At 40.8% G+C, this 18244-nt stretch carries 13 protein-coding genes and 1 riboswitch; of the genes, 7 read left to right on the forward strand and 6 right to left on the reverse strand.

Annotation, left to right across the window (positions count from 1 at the left end; genetic code table 11):
* Positions 1 to 54: 54 nt before the first annotated feature.
* Positions 55 to 1227, reverse strand: a complete 1173-nt coding sequence (locus tag C4F49_RS13175) for a cysteine desulfurase family protein (protein WP_231388312.1) — start codon at positions 1225 to 1227, stop codon at positions 55 to 57.
* Positions 1228 to 1307: 80 nt separating this feature from the next.
* On the opposite strand from C4F49_RS13175, the gene C4F49_RS13180 reads away from it, so the two are divergent.
* A complete protein-coding gene (locus tag C4F49_RS13180; RefSeq protein ID WP_196936303.1) occupies positions 1308 to 2186 on the forward strand; it encodes a mechanosensitive ion channel family protein in 879 nt (292 codons plus the stop codon).
* 297 nt (positions 2187 to 2483) lie between these two features.
* Here the strand turns inward: C4F49_RS13180 and C4F49_RS13185 are convergent, their stop codons facing one another.
* From C4F49_RS13185 to C4F49_RS13200, 4 genes are read right to left on the reverse strand one after another with little or no spacing between them, the layout of a single operon-like run.
* Positions 2484 to 2771 carry a Trm112 family protein gene (locus C4F49_RS13185; RefSeq protein WP_196936305.1) on the reverse strand — a complete coding sequence of 96 codons (288 nt, stop codon included), beginning with the start codon at positions 2769 to 2771 and terminating at the stop codon, positions 2484 to 2486.
* Entirely contained in the window at positions 2752 to 3405 is a 654-nt protein-coding gene (locus C4F49_RS13190; RefSeq protein WP_196936307.1) for a thiamine phosphate synthase, read from the reverse strand. The genes C4F49_RS13185 and C4F49_RS13190 overlap by 20 nt, the downstream gene beginning before the upstream one ends.
* Positions 3405 to 4460, reverse strand: a complete 1056-nt coding sequence (locus C4F49_RS13195) for an AIR synthase-related protein (protein WP_196936308.1) — start codon at positions 4458 to 4460, stop codon at positions 3405 to 3407. The genes C4F49_RS13190 and C4F49_RS13195 overlap by 1 nt, the downstream gene beginning before the upstream one ends.
* Positions 4461 to 5183 (reverse strand): class I SAM-dependent methyltransferase, encoded by a 723-nt coding sequence (locus C4F49_RS13200; RefSeq protein ID WP_196936310.1) that lies wholly within the window; start codon positions 5181 to 5183, stop codon positions 4461 to 4463.
* 73 nt (positions 5184 to 5256) lie between these two features.
* Positions 5257 to 5350, reverse strand: a riboswitch (TPP riboswitch).
* Positions 5351 to 6071: 721 nt separating this feature from the next.
* On the opposite strand from C4F49_RS13200, the gene C4F49_RS13205 reads away from it, so the two are divergent.
* The 3 genes from C4F49_RS13205 to C4F49_RS13215 are packed head-to-tail and all read left to right on the forward strand — an operon-like array spanning position 6072 to position 13181.
* Entirely contained in the window at positions 6072 to 9212 is a 3141-nt protein-coding gene (locus C4F49_RS13205) for a SusC/RagA family TonB-linked outer membrane protein (protein WP_196936311.1), read from the forward strand.
* A gap of 11 nt (positions 9213 to 9223) precedes the next feature.
* Complete coding sequence (locus C4F49_RS13210; RefSeq protein WP_196936313.1) at positions 9224 to 10594, forward strand: RagB/SusD family nutrient uptake outer membrane protein; 1371 nt, start codon at positions 9224 to 9226, stop codon at positions 10592 to 10594.
* Between the two features lie 43 nt (positions 10595 to 10637).
* A complete protein-coding gene (locus C4F49_RS13215) occupies positions 10638 to 13181 on the forward strand; it encodes a M14 family zinc carboxypeptidase (RefSeq protein WP_196936315.1) in 2544 nt (847 codons plus the stop codon).
* 68 nt (positions 13182 to 13249) lie between these two features.
* Here the strand turns inward: C4F49_RS13215 and C4F49_RS13220 are convergent, their stop codons facing one another.
* Entirely contained in the window at positions 13250 to 13603 is a 354-nt protein-coding gene (locus tag C4F49_RS13220) for a helix-turn-helix domain-containing protein (RefSeq protein ID WP_196936317.1), read from the reverse strand.
* Positions 13604 to 13821: 218 nt separating this feature from the next.
* Here C4F49_RS13220 and C4F49_RS13225 point away from each other — a divergent pair, with 218 nt between their 5' ends.
* From C4F49_RS13225 to C4F49_RS13235, 3 genes are all read left to right on the forward strand, one after another.
* Positions 13822 to 15243: an arylsulfatase gene (locus C4F49_RS13225; protein WP_196936318.1), complete on the forward strand. Its 1422-nt coding sequence runs from the start codon at positions 13822 to 13824 to the stop codon at positions 15241 to 15243.
* A 126-nt stretch (positions 15244 to 15369) separates the two neighbouring features.
* Positions 15370 to 17121, forward strand: coding sequence for a DUF4091 domain-containing protein (locus C4F49_RS13230; protein ID WP_196936319.1), 1752 nt, complete (start codon positions 15370 to 15372; stop codon positions 17119 to 17121).
* A 93-nt stretch (positions 17122 to 17214) separates the two neighbouring features.
* Positions 17215 to 17760: a lipocalin family protein gene (locus tag C4F49_RS13235; protein ID WP_196936320.1), complete on the forward strand. Its 546-nt coding sequence runs from the start codon at positions 17215 to 17217 to the stop codon at positions 17758 to 17760.
* The last annotated feature ends 484 nt before the right edge of the window (positions 17761 to 18244 follow it).

Consider the following 18244-nt stretch of genomic DNA (forward strand, 5'->3'; position numbering starts at 1 on the left):
ATACGCAATAATTTATCCGAATCCCAATAGGCCTAAGTTTGTAATTTGTCACAATTAATCGAGCAGTCCCGACTGATACATGCTCCATATCGGCGATTGGCTTCGAATCTTTTCGCAGGCACTTTCTAGAAGGAGCAAAGCCCTGTCCAATTCTTCTTTGTTCGTCCATTTCGATAAGCTAAATCGAATGCTGCAAAATGCATCCTCATCAGCATAGCCCATTGCTTTTAATACATGCGATGGATTCCTGTCACCAGAGACGCATGCCGAACCGGATGCGATTGCCATCTCAGGCAGGTTGACCATAAGCTCGGATGAGCGGACATGTTTAAATAGAATATTGCTGCAGTTGGCTGTGCGAAGCTGTTCTTTGCAGTAAATGGATGTTTCGGGAATACGTTGTATGATTTGCGCTTCGAAATAATCTCTTAATTCGTTGATTGACGTTGAAGGTGTTGCAATTTCAATGGCTTTTCCCAATCCGGCGATAGCGTGAACCGGATAAGTTCCGCCCCGAAAACCATGTTCTTGTTTACCGCCAACAATTAAAGGTTCAATCTGTATAGGTTTTGATTTTCTTCTGATAAATAAAGCGCCAACGCCTTTCGGCCCATGTATTTTATGTGCGCTCAGACATAAGATATCAATCGGAATCTGAGCCAAATCGATTTTTTCTTTTCCGATATATTGCGTCGCATCACAAAAATAAAGTGTATCTTTTTCTTGGCAGCGCATCGCGATATGTTCTATGGGATGAATAAATCCGGTTTCATTATTCGCAGCCATTAAGGTCACCAAAATCGTATCTGGACGAATGCTTTCTGAAAGTTCATCCAAGTCGATTGCTCCGGATGCATCGGTTGACAGGTAGGTAATTTCTGCACCTTGCTTTTCAAGCTGTTCGCAAACCGTCAGAACCGCTTTATGTTCGGTTTTAACTGTAATAATGTGTTTTCCTTTCCGCTGATAGTTGTCGAACACACCCTTAATCACGGTGTTGATGGCTTCTGTAGAACCTGAAGTGAAGAATATTTCTTTATCTTTTACGTTTAAAGAACTGGCAACCTGCTGGCGGGCTTTTTCAATGGCAGCGTTGGCTTCCCTCCCCAAGCGATGCTGTATGCTAGAGGCGTTTCCATACTGTTCTTGAAGGTATGGCAATAAGGTTTCCAGGACCTCAGGGTCGATTTTAGTCGTTGCGTTATTATCTAAGTAAATGATAGACATAGAATAAAGGTAGGCTAATTTTCACATTAATTAAATTCAAAAATTGATTGCAATGTTTATTTTTGCATAAATTTGAAAATATGGAAGGCGTAGAAAACATAAGACAAATAGAAACAACATTGGATAGACTAATTGATTCCATCGTGCTAAAGCTTCCTAGCATAGCCATTGGATTTATTATTCTGTTTTTGGGAAGATATTTTATCCGATTTGCGATTAACATGATTAACAGGCGTTTCGACCGTCGAAATGTTAGTCCATCCATACGTACATTCATCACCAGCTTGCTCAAGTTTGTACTTTATACGCTACTGATTCTGACAGTGGCGAATACAATGGGTATTCAAACGACTTCGTTTATTGCTATTCTTTCTGCTTTTGGTTTGGCTGTCGGAATGGCCTTGCAGGGAAGTTTGTCTAACTTCGCCGGCGGCGTATTAATTCTTGTGTTCAAACCTTTTGAAGTTGGCGATTACATCAGCGCGGCCAATGGTTCTTCCGGTACAGTCGGCAAAATCGACTTGTTATATACCACGATGACGGATGATGATGGTGTTACGGTTTTCAGTCCGAATGGCCCATTGGCAAACTCGGTGATTAAAAACTACACGAAAATCACCAAAAGAAGATTTACCCATTCATTTACGGCTTCTTACGATACGGATATGAAAACTGCACGTGCGGCAATTTTGGATTTGTTAAAAAATGAAGGCGCAGTTTTGGAAACTCCGGCTCCGACAATGGAAATCGGTGAATTAACGGATGGAGGATTGAAATTGCAGATTCGTGGCTGGACAGAACGTCCAGATTATTGGGCTACTTATTATGCGACTGCGGAGAAGATTAAAACGATTCTGAACGAAAGCAAAATCATGATGCCGCAGGCGAGCATCAAAGTGTTGAGCGATGCGGTTAATCCAGAGAATTTACCAGACAATAATACCGATAAGCCACAATAGCCTGTTGCGTCTTCGTTAGTTTCGAAGGGTCTTTTTTCGTATAACTTGGCAGAATGGATTTGTTTATGGTGTTGAGAAATTTAAAGAATTGCTTTTTCATAGACATCAAATTTTCTCTAATTTACGAAAATAGCTGCTGTTCAGCATAGATATTCACGATTTTTTTAGCTAAACAAGCAATGCATTGCAGGTAAACTGGAATAGCATACTCACAAAACTGCGCTGATTTTAGTCGTAAAATACGTGCTAAAATCAGCGCCATTTCTTTTTGTTATTTGGACGATTGTAAAGATACTTTTAAGGTTGTCCTATTAATTTGTCATCCACAATCCGAAATCCTTCAATTTTCTTTCCCTCCAGGTGTGCTTTCCATTTGTCCAAAATCGGCTGTTCCAATGGAAATTCTCGGTATTCATCCGGACTCATAATCGGTACGCCCGAAACAATCGGATATAGGCGTTTGCAATCCTGACAAATCAAAAAACCTTCAATAATATTTTCCGACAGGTTTTTGCGGATAATCGTTAATTCTAAATCCGCTTTATCAAACGGACAGCATAATTTATTAATAGTTTCTATTCTCATCGTATTCTCCTAAGTGTTTGTAATATGTTTGAATGGCTGTTTGGGGGTTTTCCGAACCCATTATTCCTGAGATAACAGCAATGCCATTGCATCGCAGTTCGGATAATTCTCCCACATTTTGGGGATTGATTCCTCCAGCCAAAAAAATCGGTTTGTTAAATAGTCTTTTCGCATCGCGAATGGTTTGAAAATCCACCAGCTCACAGCTTGTTGAGGTCGCTGATGGAAATATCGAACAAAAGGATATGTAGTCCATTCCATTTTCGGCGGCCCATTGAACTTGAGACAAATCATTGTTGCAGGTTAATCCTTGAATAAATGGCCGTTGAATGGTCTTTCGGATAGCGGCTAAATCGGAAGGTATTTCATCAAAATGAACTCCGTCTAAAGGAACAGATTCCAGATAGCTCCATTGGTTATTAATGAGCAATGGAATGTTTGCCTTTGAACAGAGCAAACTTATTTTTGTTAGCAACGATTCGACAGCCTGTCCTTCACGAAAGTTATCCCACACTTGAACCGCAACAATCCGTTCTTGGACGATAATGGCCAATTTTGATAATAAAGTTTTTTCGTCCATAGATGGGTCAATGACCAAATAGATGCCCGAAGAAAGTACAGTTTTAGTTTCCATTATTTCCATCCTAAATGATAAGCCTTAAAAAATGCAACCCAATAGGGGTCTTCCGCTTGGTAGTTCAGCCATTTCGTTTTTCCCACCTCAATGAGTTGAATACCTTGTTCTTTGGCTGTCAGCTGACCGACTTCGGTACAAGCGATATTCTTTTGAGCCAATCGCTCGATAACCGCCGGAGCGCTTCCCGCATTGCAGGTGATAATCATCGAACCTGCACCCACACAATGGCGAGGGTCTAGAGAAAATACATCACAAACCGAAGCTTGGACAGCAGCAATTGGCAATTTTTCGGAATGTATCGTTGCTCCGTTTCCTGAAGCGGTTGCTAATTCATAAATCGCTCCCAAAACACCTCCTTCGGTCACGTCATGCATCGCGGTAACGTCTGTATGCTCATGAAGGTAGCCGACTGCCGTCAGCGCGTCCAAGAGGGAAGAGGTTTGGTAAAAAGATTGGCAAGCATCCTGATAATGCTGTTGGCCAGCTTTGTTTTTGACAGTTTCTGGATAGCTCATTGCGAGAATCGCAGCCGAGGAAATTGCACAGGATTTGGTCACAAGAATGGAATCTCCCGCCTGCGCATATTTCGAAACCAGCAATTTGTCTTTAGGAGCGATGCTGATGAAAGTGCCTCCACCTGCAATAGTCGAGTTCTGTCCTTCGATAAATCCGGTATGTCCTCCTGTGATGGCGATGCCAATGGCTTCGCAATACCGATGGATGTAATCCCAATAGGTTTGGAAATCTTTCTTTGGGAAATGAGCCGGTAAATTCAATACGAATTGCGCGTATTGCGGTGCATAGCCTGTAGTTGCCATATCATTCGCCAGCAACTGCACCGAAAGCCAAGCGGATTCCTCCAGACCCAGTGAGGGAATTAAGGATAAAGGGTCGCTGCTCATTGCTATGCATAAACCATTCGGTAAATCAATCAGCGATACATCCACGCCAAACTGCGAGCCGACTCGAACCTCCTGACGGGAATGACCGCATTTCTGCTGAATAAATTCGTCGACTAGATGTTGGTCTATTTTTCCTAATTGCTGTTCCATCTAATCGACATCATTAAATTTGACGTACAAACCAAAGAAATCGCCGTAGGGCAAGCTCCATTGCTGTACCGGAAACCATTTTGGAAGTCCGGTGCATGTCCATTCGATGCTGTATTCCCGTCCTTTCAATGCTTCATGGATAATCTCGCTAAGCATGCTGGGCGTATAAAATGTTGCGGTGACATAAAAGGGATTCTTCCCAAACAACTGCTGCACTCTGCGGCGTACAACTTTAGGCGAATTTCTATTCATCATGCCCATGGCAATACCATATTTTGCAACACGAGCCGCTTCACGAATGACTTTCACGGGGTCTTTGTAATATTCGAATGTTGTGATAAAAGCCAATGAATCGAAGGTATGGTCTTTAAAAGGCATGTGATGCGAATCGGCCATCACCAAATCGCCTTCAAACAAATGAATCGCTTGCGAAAGCATTAATGGGGACAAATCGCCACCGGTAGCTTGAATGCCTATTTCCTTCCACCATCGCGTAAAACGTGTGGTACCACAGCCAAATTCAAGTAAAGTTTTGACGCGCGCATCTTTGGAAACCAGTTGTTCCATGACTTTCTTCTGCCAGATTTCCGCGCGCTTATAGCGCCCTTCATACCATTGCTCATAGGTGTCGGTATGCTCCCGGTTAAAAAACCATTCTTCTCTACCTTGCCAATTCTGTTGTTGCTGGGGGATTAGGCCTCCCGAAAACTGTTCTATTTCCATATGTTTCAATCTGATTAAAATCAAAAAATCCACTCGTCTGGAAACCAAAGGAATGGAGCAAAAACATGCAAAAATAAGTTTCGGCATACAATCCCTACGTTGGCATTATCCAAATCAGGTGTCGGGTATTATCTCAGCCTCTCAACGAAGCACCCCGTGTATTATGAAAGTAAAGATAGGGAATTTCAAAGTAAAAAGCCTTTCAAAGTAAAAAGTAAAAATTCAAAAGTAAAAAACCTTTCTAGGGTGTTATTGGAGGGTATATATTCAGGATGTTCTTTAAGGGCATCCTGTTTTTTTATTGGCTTGTTTGTCGCTCTGTGTTGTGTTTGTCACTCTGAGTGAAACGAAGAGTCTTATATAAGTTTAGCACACGCGGAACGCGTGCGCTAGCAATTCTCACATCTCCAATCTCCTTCTCACTTCCAAATTCCACCAAACAAGCCAATTTTAACATTCTTTCACTTAAAATAAGTAGTATTTCTACCTAAATAGGTAGGTATTATACATTTTTAATTGTTACACAAAATAATACCTTTGGACATGTAAAAATTAAATCTACTAAATTAGTAGACTAATCGAAAAATCAACATTTACATTAATTGGTACACAACACTTACATGAAGAAAAACCTTTACCAAACTGTCCCCGATGTTCTTGTTTCTAACCGAAACAGAACAACCGTAAATCTTTCCCAAATGCACGTTGCAAACGTTGGCGCATCTACCTATGAGATGACATGCCGAATGTGCATGTGTTGCTAATCGTTTAATTCCCACATCTTTTTTAAAGTATATCGCTGAGGCAAATCGCTTCAGCATGGGATTTCTATATCCGAATCATTTTGATTCTAATTAACCGTATCCAATCAATTAGTTAAAATAAAACATGTCTTTGAAATCAATCTTAAAGTATCATATTGCGGATAAGCGTCTACTCTTTATCCTGTTGACAAGCTTCAGTTTATTAAATGTAGCTTGGGCACAACAAAAAATTAGCGGAACTATTCTGGATGACGAAAAAAAGTCAGCTTTGCAGGGTGTTTCGGTCAGGCAACTAGACAATAGAAATAATGGAACCTTTACATCTGCAACAGGTAATTTTCAATTATCGGTCCCGAAATTTCCGGTGACTTTAGAGGTGAGCAGTGTGGGTTACGAAACGCAGCAAATCAAAGTAAATGATGACAAACAGCCAATCACGATTAACTTGTTGGTCTTGGGCAATTTCTTAGATGAGGTGGTCATCACTGGTTATACAACTACACAGCGAAAAGCAGTCAGCGGTTCGATTACGACCGTCAATTTTGATGAGCGCAATGCCAATCAGGCTGATCAAGATGTTGTTAAGCTCTTGCAGGGTAAGGCTGCTGGAGCGCAAATCACAGCGACATCAGGAACGCCTGGGGGAGGCGTGAGCTTTGTAATTCGCGGAAATAACTCCATCAGCGGTTCGGTAGAGCCATTGTATGTGGTGGATGGTGTATTTATGAACACAAGTTTGCCGGTAACGGGTGGAGGTGGAAATTTGCTTTCCAATCCTTTGGCGGATATCAATCCGGCAGATATTGAAAGCGTTACTTTATTGAAAGATGCGAATGCGACTGCAATCTATGGTTCGCAAGGTGCAAATGGCGTTGTGGTTATCCAAACCAAAAGAGGAAAGCGAAATACAGCTTCTAGGATTAATTTTTCAACCAAACAAGGTTGGTCTGAGGCTGTCAATAAATTCAAAGCGACAACGGGCCCTGAAACTGGGCAGTTATTAAAAGAAGCTTGGGTAAACACAGCTTTGGAAAATGGCGAATCGATCGGTACGTACCTTAACCGCGAGAAGCCGACAAACTGGGATTTGGTCTATCCTTTTAAAGATTCTAATGGCGATGTAGACTTCGGGCGCGACAACATTGCTGATCTTCCAACTTACGACCGTATCGGCGATTTATTTCAGCGTGCAAAAAACACGGATTATCAGTTGTCTCTTTACGGCGGTTCCAATACCAGCAACCATTACATCGGTTTGGGTTATGCAGGGCAGGAGTCCATTGTCAAACCTAATAAATTTCAGCGTTTCTCGGCTCGGGTAAATTATGACAACAACGTAACGGATAAGTTAAAAGTTGGGACTAGCTACAGCCTTGCACGCACGACACGTGCGAATGTACGCAACAACGACAACGATCCAGGAGGTATTATTAATTCAGCAATTTTCCCGCGTTCCTTTTTGCCAATCTATGATGCAAATGGCAATTATTTAAATCATGCGACCTTTAATAACCATTTGCGCTTGATTGAGCATTTGGATAATAACTATACAACTTGGCGCAATACGGTAAATCTTTATGCGGAATATAGCTTTTTGCCGAATTTAAAATATAGAACGAGCGGCAGCTTTGATTATACAAGCAATGGCTCGCGCAGTTTTTCCGATTTTGCATTGAGCAATGCCGGAGCTGCGACAGCGTCGAATAGTTTGATACAAGTATATACTGCCGAACAGTTATTGACTTATGTCAAAACATTTAATGAGAAGCACGATTTCAATGTGTTGTTGGGGAACACAATCAATGTAAATCAATCACAAGGAGTTTCGGCTTCTGGGTCGAATTATATTTTTGATGTACTGCGCGAAGTTTCTTCTGGAGGAACAACAACCGGAGGTTCGTCGCGGGATGAAAACCGCTTGGTTTCATTCTTTGGAAACGCAGGGTATACGTATGATGACCGCTATTCGTTGGAATTTAGCCTTAGGGCAGATGGTTCATCCCGTTTCGGACAAAATGTTCGTTGGGGCTATTTTCCAGCAGGTGGTTTTATCTGGAATGTAGGAAACGAAAGTTTCTTAATTGATAATCCAACCATTAATGGATTGAAAGTTAGAGCAACGTTTGGGTATTCAGGTAACCAAAATGGAATTGGAAATTACGACGCTTTAGCCATTTGGTCTACGAGCGCAGAGTCCTATTTGGATCAGCCACGTTTGTCGCCAGGCCGTCTGGCAAATCCAGATTTGACATGGGAAACCACACGCCAAACGAATTTGGGAGTTGATTTGGCTTTGCTAAGAAACCGCTTCAATGTGAGTTTGGATTGGTACCATAAATACACGACAAATGGTTTGCAAAGTGTGATCGTGCCTTCGCGTAGCGGTTACAGTACGGCGATTCAGAATTACACAGAGATCAGCAATAGAGGTATTGAGCTGACCATCGAATCCATGAACATCCGCAAAAATGATTTCTCTTGGTCAACATCCTTTAATATTTCGAACAACCGCAATAAAATTGAGAAGATCCCTCAAGAACAAACGATGGGAGCGACTAACCGCGGAACGTCTATCTTGAGACAAGGTTATCCAATCAATTCATTTTTCTTGTACAAACAATTAGAGGTTGATCCTCAGACAGGAAATGCAGTGTATGAAGATGTGGATGGAAATGGCATAATCAACTATGCTGACAGACAGATATTGGGAAATACAGAGCCTAATTTTATTGGTGGATTGACCAATACATTTACCAAAAAAGGATTTGATTTGAATGTGTTCTTCTATTTTACCCAAGGGAATGATATCCTGAACATGCATAACTTCTTCCTTGTTCACGGTGGTACGCAAAACGGAATTGGTTTTGATCCGCGCCAGTTGAATCGTTGGCAAAAACCGGGTGATGTGACTGACATTCCGAAGATGACTAAATTCACTTTAAACCCGGAGCAAAATAATTCTTCTGCAAATAACTACACAGGACAGGTAGCGAATCTGAGTAGCCGTTATTTAGAAAATGGTTCTTTCTTGCGCTTGCGCAATGTTGCTTTAGGTTACACTTTGCCACAAGATATTGCCTCGAAGCTTAAAGTAAACCGCTTAAAAGCAACGATTTCTGCAACTAATTTATGGACTTTAACGAACTACAAAGGTCTGGATCCTGAAGTGAGTGCACAGAGCACAAACCAAAATACCGCAGGATACGATTGGGCTACAGTGCCTCAGCCTCGGACTTTTGAATTTATCTTAAACATCACATTATAATCGATTACCTCATGAAAAAAATAGTTAAACAAGTATATATAGGTGCGTTCGCTCTCCTAACATTGACTACCTTTAGCGGCTGTGAGAAGTTTTTGGATTTAAAACCGACGAATGCGTTGCTTGCCGACAATGCGGTATATGATGCGAAAACATCTCGGGCATTGGTGAATGCTGGATATTCGAATCTAAAAAGTTATTCTATCGGCTCTGCGCTTACCTTGGCGGTTCTTCCTGGAGACAATGTTTTTTTCGCGGGAAGCCAAAGCCAAAACATTGAATTGGACAACCATGCCTTTACCGTGACCAATTCAGCAATCGTTGGAGCCTATGCTTCGAGTTATGCATTGATCAATGTCGTGAACTGGGCGATATCGGAAATTCCGAAAGTGGAAGATGCGACATTCGCCGAAGGCGAACAAAACAAATTAATAGGTGAAGCCTATTTTATTCGTGCTTTTGCATATTTCAATTTAGTGCGCAGTTGGGGAGGTGTACAATTGCAACTGAATCCAACGACAGATTTGACTTCCTTGGGAGCGATTTCCAGAAGTACGGAAGAACAGACCTACGCACAGATATTGTCAGACTTAAAATCGTCGGAGGATTTGCTTCCAGCTGACGACGGCCAAACGCGGAATAAATTGCAAAAGGCAATCGTTAGGGCTTTCAGAGCAAAAGTTTTGCTTTATGCAAAACGATTTGAAGAAGCAGAAACGGAAGCGACAGCCGTTATTCAGAATCCTAAATATGCGCTCTTAAAACCATACAATAAGTTTTTTGTTGCGCCATTTTTAACATCGGAATCTGTTTTCGAACTTTCAGCCACTGCGACAAACGCAGGGACAAGCGGAAGCGCGTGGTTTCCTGCTTCGGGAACGCCAAGGGGTTCTTATGAATTTAGGCCGTCGAATGAAATCATCAACCTGCTGAATGACCCAGCTAAAGGAGGGAATAGAAAAAGCCTGATTGCGACACGGGGAACAGATGTTTTTGTGAATCTATACCATACGGTTTCTCCAAATATCAATCCGGCTTATGTCATTCGAATTGCTGATTTGCACTTGATTCGTGCGGAAGCTCGTGCCCGAAAAGCAAATCCAGATTATGCTGGTGCAATAGCAGATTTGAACTTGATCAAGGACCGTGCAGAAGCGACGCTTTATCCTGTGGGAAATACGGATAAAGATGCCATAGTTCAGTCAATCTGGGATGAACGCCGTTTGGAATTTGCTTTTGAGGCTGATCGTTGGTACGATTTGGTGCGGACCGAGCAGGCGGAAGAAGTTTTGGGTGTAAGCAAGAACTTTTGGATTTTCCCAATCCCGCAGTCTGATGTGCTTTCGGATCCAGATTTAAACGGAACGAATAATCCTGGCTATTAATGCTTTTAATTTTAAAAATCAATCGAACTAATTTATATACAGAATGAAAAACAAAATCATACTTATTGGGCTAATCCTTTGGGCTTCCATAGGGTCAGCGCAAAACAATTATTACTTCAATAGCACGGAAAAATTCAGCGCAGCGATTCCAACACCTGATGAGTTTTTCGGATTTGAAATCGGAAAACATTTGGTGCGCTATGATAAAGTTGTTGAATATTTTAAGCTTTTGGCAGAAAAATCTGACCGCGCTTCCTTAGTTGTTTTTGGACAGAGCTGGGAAAAGCGCGATCAGGTGAAATTGATTATCTCGTCTCCAGATAACCAACGCAATTTAGAGCAAATCCGTGTGGACCATTTAAAGCTGATCGACCCGAAAGCGAAAGTAGATTATGCTTCGCAAAAAGCAATTGTCGAATTGGCTTATAACGTGCATGGTGGAGAGATTGCGGGAACGGATGCAGCCGTTTTAGCGGCTTATTATCTAGTGGCTACAGAGAATCCAGAGATTACAAATCGCTTGAATGATGCGGTTGTTTTGATTGAGCCTTCTCAAAATCCGGACGGGCGCGAACGCGCAACGACATTTATCAATGGTTTTCATTCAGAGCCTGGGATTTCAGATCCCGCGGATTTAGGCCATAGCGGAGGCTGGACGCCTCATCGCGGAAATCATTTTTGGAATGATTTAAATAGAGATTGGTTGGCTCTTTCGCAGATCGAAAGCAGAAACCGTGTTGCTTACTACCATCAATGGTATCCAAATGTGTACCTTGATTTCCATGAAATGGGAAGCGGAAGTACTTATTATTTTGAACCTTCGCCTTTGACAACTTGGAATAATATTTTACCTAAAACGAATTATGATGTGCTGACTGGAATTTTGGCAAATTACTTCTCGAAAGCATTAAATAATATAGGTTCATTATTCTTTACAAAAGAAAGTTTTACCAATCTTTCTCCGATTTATGGTTCTACTTATCCAGATTATCAGGGCGGTGCCGGCATAACGTTGGAAGTGGGTTCTACCTCAGGTGTCGTTGTAGAAACGCCTGCCGGAATACGTACATTTTCGAGAAACTTAAAAGATAACTTTGAAATCAGCATTGCAGGTTTATTGGCGGCGACAGATAACAAAGAGGCTTTCTTGAAAGAGCAAAAAGAGTTTTTTGAAAGCGCATTGGTTCAGGCAGATAAATTGGCTACGAAGTCTATCGTATTTGGAAGCCAAAAAGACCAAAGCTTAAACCGTTTATTTCTTCAGCATTTGCTGAATCATAAAATAGAAGTCTATGCCTTGAATAAAGCATTTACGCAAGATGGCAAAACATTCGAACCGGGAACAGCTTATGTAGTTCCTTTAAAACAAGCCCAATTCCGAATCCTTCAATCCATTTTTGAAGAAAATGAAACCAACGGCTTTGATAAAACCACTACATTCTATGATGTTTCGGGATGGAGTACGGTGCATGGGTATGGCGTTCCATTTTCGAAATCAAAAGCGGTAGTTGGTCTAGGCGAGCGTATTTCGGAATTGCCTGCGTTGCCACAAACGGCTGTTGATCAATCGAATTTAGCCTATGCATTTGAGTATGCAGATTATTTAGCTCCAAAAGCAGTTTATTTCTTGCAAGCACAAGGAATTGTACCTCGGGTGGCAAGTCAGCCATTTACAATCAAAACAAGCAAAGGCGAGCAGAAATTTGGAGTAGGTAGTATTGTCATTCCGGTAGCTTATCAATCCGTCGAGCCCGCAAAACTGTTGGAATTGGTCCAGCAAGCAAGTGCTAAAACAGGAATTCCTATTCACTCCATCAGTGACGGATTTAGCGTAAGTGGAATTGATTTGGGAAGCAACAATATCCGTGTAATCAAGCAACCGAAAGTAGCGTTGGTTTCTGGCGGGAGCTGGACAAGTTTTGGAGAAATCTGGGCTTTGCTGTCATTGACGCATGACATTCCAGTGGTTAAATTAAATGGAGACAATATCGAGCGCACTGATTTAAATGCCTATACGTCGATTATTCTTACGGGTGGGCAATTCTCTGCGGATTTCGCTAGAAAATTAGGCGCTTGGGTTGAGAATGGCGGTACATTGATTAGTTTAAGTACGACGAATGCATGGGTAAATGGGTCTGTGTTTTCATCGCAACGAGTTGGTCAAGCACCTTCAACCTCCGCGCCAGTCGTTTCCACTCCAGCTCCAGAAGTTTCTCCAAGAGGTGGTTCTGGTCCACGATTAAACGGAGTGATTCTCCGTGCGGAATTGGATTTGAAAAGTCCTTTGACGTATGGAATTGAAAATAAAGATACGTATACATTGAAAAATAATGTGGTTGGTTTGGACCAGTCGCTCATCGATTTTGCCGTATTAAAAAGCAATGCTATTTTGGTAAATGGCTATGCGGATACAACAGCCTTATCTCGCCTGAAAGAAAGTATAGTTGTCGGTGCTTCGAGTAAGGGCAGAGGGTCTGTAATTTATTTTGCTGAATCCCCTACATTTAGAGGCTATTGGCTGAACTCAAGCAGGTTGTTGACCAATGCGATTTTCTTCGGTGGGGGAGCTTCATCCAGAAGATATTAAAGATTTTTATAATTAGTGATTAACCTTTTAATAAAAAATCCCGGACGCTTCGTTCGGGATTTGTTTTGTTAGATGCAATTGTTTTCTCGGATAATGTTTCTATAGAACTTCAAGCTCTCTTCCAATCGCTCGATGTAGGTTTCTTTTTCTTTGATAATTTGTTTGTACAAGTCTTTTTCTTCCGATTGAAGGCCTGTTAACTCGATTCCTTTCTCTTCTGTATTCCCCAATAAATCATGGATATCGGTGTTTAAAATCTGCGCAATATTTTGCAGACGTTCGATATCTATTTTGGTGACTCCGTTTTCGATATTCTGATAGGTTTTCAAAGCAATAAATAAGTTTTCAGCCATATCGGTTTGGGATAACTTATTTTGTTTTCGAAGTGCCCTTATTTTGTTTAAGATGATTGTGCTGTTCATGTTTCCTCCAGTTAATTATGTGCCCTCAGGTATTAGGTATGCCTGTTTATTATAAACTTAAAAGCAAATATACATAAACACATTTAGTCTACCAATTTTGTAGTATTTAATTTTTTATGACAATTTAGATTTCAATTTCGCCTAAATAAAAAGATAAAAACGGACAGTTTCAAATAGGATAAATTGGTTTATTCCAAGACTTTTTCTAGTTTTAACTTATGAAATCTTTTCTATCAATCATTTTCCTTTTCCTAATTTTCCAAAGTCTTTCCGCACAAGACAACGTCCGTAAACCGAATATCGTTTTTATTCTGGCTGATGATTTGGGATATGGTGATTTAGGAGCATATGGTCAGGCAAAAATCAAAACTCCACACATCGACCAGCTTGCGAAAGAGGGTATGCGTTTCACAAACTTTTATGCCGGAACTTCAGTTTGCGCTCCGTCGCGCTCGGCGTTGATGACTGGCCAACATACTGGACACACACCGATTCGAGGGAACAAAGAATTAGAACCTGAGGGACAACAGCCTTTGCCGGATTCGGTACAAACTATTGCGATGCTCCTAAAGGCAAATGACTATGTCACCGGTGCTTTTGGAAAGTGGGGCATGGGAATGGTAGGAACTTCGGGAGACCCGACAAATAAAGGATTTGACGAGTTTTTTGGGTACAATTGCCAACGGCAATCCCATCGATATTACCCAACACATCTTTGGCATAATCAAACAAAAATTGAATTGGAAGGCAATGATTTGTCGAGTAAAGTTGTGTATGCTCCTGAATTGATTCAAGAAAAAACACTAGAATTTATTGAAAAAAATAAAGACAAACCTTTTTTTCTTTTTGTTCCTACGGTTTTGCCACATGCGGAATTAGCAGGTCCTGAAGATGAATTTTATGCATTGTATGAACATGCTTTTGAAGAAAAAGCACATCGTGGCCAGCCTTATGGCCCACAGGCCACGATTGCTGGCTATACCTCTGTAGGCAAACCTCGTGCAACCTTTGCTTCAATGGTTACAAGAATGGATGCCTATGTCGGACAGATTTTAGGTAAGCTGGAAGAGTTGGGCTTGAGCGAAGAAACGATTATCGTGTTCAGCAGTGATAATGGTTCGCATCGGGAAGGCGGTGCTGACCCGGATTTCTTTAACAGCTCAGGAGGTTTGCGTGGCAACAAACGAGATTTATATGAAGGTGGCATAAAAGTACCATTGATTGTCAAATGGCCAAAGCAAATACGACAGAATGTGACAAGCAATTATCTTGGCGCTTTTTGGGATATTTTGCCGACTTTGACAGATATTTCAGATTCTCCAAATACAGTATACACAGATGGAATTTCGTTTAAGCCCACTTTATCCAATTCCAAAATGCAAAAGCAACATGCTTATCTGTACTGGGAGTTTCATGAAGATGGTGGTCGGCAAGCGGTGCGAATGGAGGATTGGAAATTAGTCAAGCTGAAAGTTCGAAATCCCAGCCAAAGCACCTACGAACTTTATAACTTAAAAAACGACCCATCAGAATCTAGAAATGTCGTGAAAGAGCACGTTGCAGTGTTCGAACAATTAAAAAGATATATGGATGAAGCGCATGTGGAAACGGATGTATTTCCTCTGCTGACAAAAGAGTAGTATGTATCCATTTTGATGAAAATTTGAATTGGTCTTTTAAATTTATTAATTGTAATGGCTATTTTAGCCCATGATAATTTACAGCCATCAAAAGCTTCTTGATTGGTTAGATATTTATAAAACATTATGAACAAGAATAAATTTTTGCTCCTTTCATTAATCGGCTTATTGACCGTACAAGCACACCCTTTATTCGCACAGAAAACTTCGGAAACTTTTGTGGAAATGGCGGATCCTACAGCAGACACACTTGCGGATTGGTCCAAAGTGAAAAATGGCCTTCATGTTTCCTTTGCATCAATCGATAAACGCTTTGCGAAATCATTTGTTCCTGAAGTAACAAATCAACAAACAGCAGTGGTTAGAGGCTGGAAAGGAGAGACTGTTTCTGCACAAGTTCTATTGTGGACTAAAGATGAAATTCCAAACGTCGAAGTGCAACTTTCAGATTTTGTTTCAAAAAATAACACAATTCCAAAATCGATTTCGCAAGCTAGTTTCGTTCGCTATGTGATGACCGATGAATTTGCCGAAGGATGTGGGCATCGAAAGCCAGAAGATTTCGCTTCTTCATTATCGCCGGATATGCTGGACGACTTGACAAGCTACGATTTGGAGGCTAAAAAAGTTAGACCTGTTTGGTTAACCATTCAAATTCCACGTGATGCTCCCAAAGGAGAATATAACACCGCTGTTTTGATCAAATCGGAGGGTAAAACGCTTCGAAAATTAACGCTCCGATTGGAAGTGCTTGATCAAATTTTACCAGAACCAAAAAATTGGACATTTCATTTGGATCAATGGCAACATCCCTCAGCAGTAGCGCGTACAGCAGGTGTGGAGATGTGGAGCGATGCGCATTTCGAAGCGATGAAACCTGTTATGAAAAGGTTAGCCGATGCGGGCCAAAAAGTAATTACGGCGACTTTAAATAAAGATCCTTGGAACGTACAAACATACGATCCGTACGCAGACATGATTATTTGGGAGAAAAAGAAAGATGGTACATGGACTTACGATTACAGTGTCTTTGACAAATGGGTAAGTTTTATGCTGGATCTCGGCATTACAAAAATGCTAAACTGCTATTCGATCATTCCATGGAATAGCACCGTTCATTATAAAGACGAGGCTACAGGTCAGTTTGTTGATGTCGTTGCGAAAGCAGGAACACCGATTTTCGAAGAAATATGGGAGCCATTTTTAACCGATTTTGTGAAGCATTTGAAACAGAAAAATTGGCTATCCTTTACAAATATTGCGATTGATGAACGTTCGAAAGAAGAAATGGACGCTGCATTCGCTTTGCTTAAAAAAGTATCCCCAGAATTAGGGATTTCATACGCGGATAATCAAAAGACATACAAACGTTTTCCTGACAGCGAGGATATTAGCATTGCTGTAGGACACCCTTACTCTAAAGAGGATATTGCTGATCGCCGTGCCCGCGGGCTGAATAGCACATATTATATTTGTTGCAGTGATGAATTTCCAAACTCATTTACATTTTCTGATCCTGCTGAGTCTACTTTTTTAGCGTGGTATGCTTTAGCGTCTGGCTTCGATGGCGTATTGCATTGGGCATATAACTCTTGGGTCGAAAAACCATTGCAGGATTCTCGTTTCAGAACCTGGCCGGCTGGCGACACATATATCGTCTATCCAGGAAACCGCAGTTCGATTCGTTTCGAGCGGATGCTAGAAGGTATCCAAGATTATGAGAAAGCATTGGTGCTTCGCAAAAAACTTCAAGAAACTGCACAAACAGAAAAGCTAGCGACATTGAATAAAGCAATTGAATTACTGGATAACCCAACGCGAACCGCGACTTGGAACGCAAATTTAAATAAGGCGAAAGAATTATTGAACAGTTTGTAGTCGTTATTATTTTATTTGGATTTTCAGCATCATTCATTCATTTCAAAACTTATCTGGGTATTTTGCGTTAAACAAGTACTTAAACTATACAACATGGTAAATTCAAAAAAATGGTTGACTCCAATGATGCTTCTTATTGGGGCTAGTTCGCTTTTCTTTCTGAGCGGATGTAAAAATGTACAAGTTCCAGATGGTGTAACTGTAGTAGATAATTTTGATATCAATAAATACATGGGTCAGTGGTACGAGATTGCTCGATTTGATTTTAAACAGGAGAAAGATTTAAGCCAAGTGACAGCAAATTACTCCCTAAATGAGGATGGTTCGGTGAAGGTGCTGAACCGCGGATTTCATGATATTGATAAGGAATGGAAAGAGGCAAATGGTAAAGCCAAGTTTTTAGATGAAACGGACAAAGGAGCTTTGAAAGTTTCCTTTTTCGGTCCTTTTTATTCGGGATACAATGTGGTAATGCTAGATCCTGACTACCAACATGCCTTAATATTCGGCGAGAGTACAGAATATATCTGGTTCTTATCAAGGGAAAAAACTTTGCCCGATCAGACAAAGGAACTTTTCTTAGCCAAAGCAAAAGAAGCCGGCTATGATTTAAATCGCTTAGTTTGGACCAAGCAATAGCAAAAATGATTTACAAAATATTCAAGCCAAAGAAAGCGTTTCTTTGGCTTTTTTTGTGGCTTATGAAAAGTTGATTTGCTTTAGATGTATTTTTCAATAAATGAGTATTCATACTCATCCATATCTTTAGTATAAAGTTTTGCTTAAAAATCAGTGAATTAAGTTTTGTCCCCGATTTGTCCCCTTAAACAAATCGCTGATTTGCATCGCAAATCATAATTTTAGGTTTTGAATTCTTAATTACTCACAACGTTTTGAATTCTACTGAAAGAACATGGTAACACTTATACGAGCAATCAAGAGAAGTTTTGCATTTGGTCCGATTCGGCGCCGAAGTCTATTCAGACGTCCTTCGGGCTTAATCGCGATTGATAAAAACGTTAAGCAACTTATCATAGCCTTTATCTTGTTTTTAATCGTCCTATTTCAGCTTTATGTATTAGAAAGCTGAGTCAAATAATATTTATAACCAATCTATGAAAAC

The sequence above is a fragment of the Sphingobacterium hungaricum genome, from assembly GCF_015210005.1.
Classification (GTDB): Bacteria; Bacteroidota; Bacteroidia; order Sphingobacteriales; family Sphingobacteriaceae; genus Sphingobacterium; species Sphingobacterium hungaricum.

Coding starts and splice junctions, on each gene's coding strand:
- C4F49_RS13175 (WP_231388312.1), bottom strand. CDS start 1,227: ATGTCTATCATTTACTTAGATAATAACGCAACGACTAAAATCGACCCT.
- C4F49_RS13180 (WP_196936303.1), top strand. CDS start 1,308: ATGGAAGGCGTAGAAAACATAAGACAAATAGAAACAACATTGGATAGA.
- C4F49_RS13185 (WP_196936305.1), bottom strand. CDS start 2,771: ATGAGAATAGAAACTATTAATAAATTATGCTGTCCGTTTGATAAAGCG.
- C4F49_RS13190 (WP_196936307.1), bottom strand. CDS start 3,405: ATGGAAACTAAAACTGTACTTTCTTCGGGCATCTATTTGGTCATTGAC.
- C4F49_RS13195 (WP_196936308.1), bottom strand. CDS start 4,460: ATGGAACAGCAATTAGGAAAAATAGACCAACATCTAGTCGACGAATTT.
- C4F49_RS13200 (WP_196936310.1), bottom strand. CDS start 5,183: ATGGAAATAGAACAGTTTTCGGGAGGCCTAATCCCCCAGCAACAACAG.
- C4F49_RS13205 (WP_196936311.1), top strand. CDS start 6,072: ATGTCTTTGAAATCAATCTTAAAGTATCATATTGCGGATAAGCGTCTA.
- C4F49_RS13210 (WP_196936313.1), top strand. CDS start 9,224: ATGAAAAAAATAGTTAAACAAGTATATATAGGTGCGTTCGCTCTCCTA.
- C4F49_RS13215 (WP_196936315.1), top strand. CDS start 10,638: ATGAAAAACAAAATCATACTTATTGGGCTAATCCTTTGGGCTTCCATA.
- C4F49_RS13220 (WP_196936317.1), bottom strand. CDS start 13,603: ATGAACAGCACAATCATCTTAAACAAAATAAGGGCACTTCGAAAACAA.
- C4F49_RS13225 (WP_196936318.1), top strand. CDS start 13,822: ATGAAATCTTTTCTATCAATCATTTTCCTTTTCCTAATTTTCCAAAGT.
- C4F49_RS13230 (WP_196936319.1), top strand. CDS start 15,370: ATGAACAAGAATAAATTTTTGCTCCTTTCATTAATCGGCTTATTGACC.
- C4F49_RS13235 (WP_196936320.1), top strand. CDS start 17,215: ATGGTAAATTCAAAAAAATGGTTGACTCCAATGATGCTTCTTATTGGG.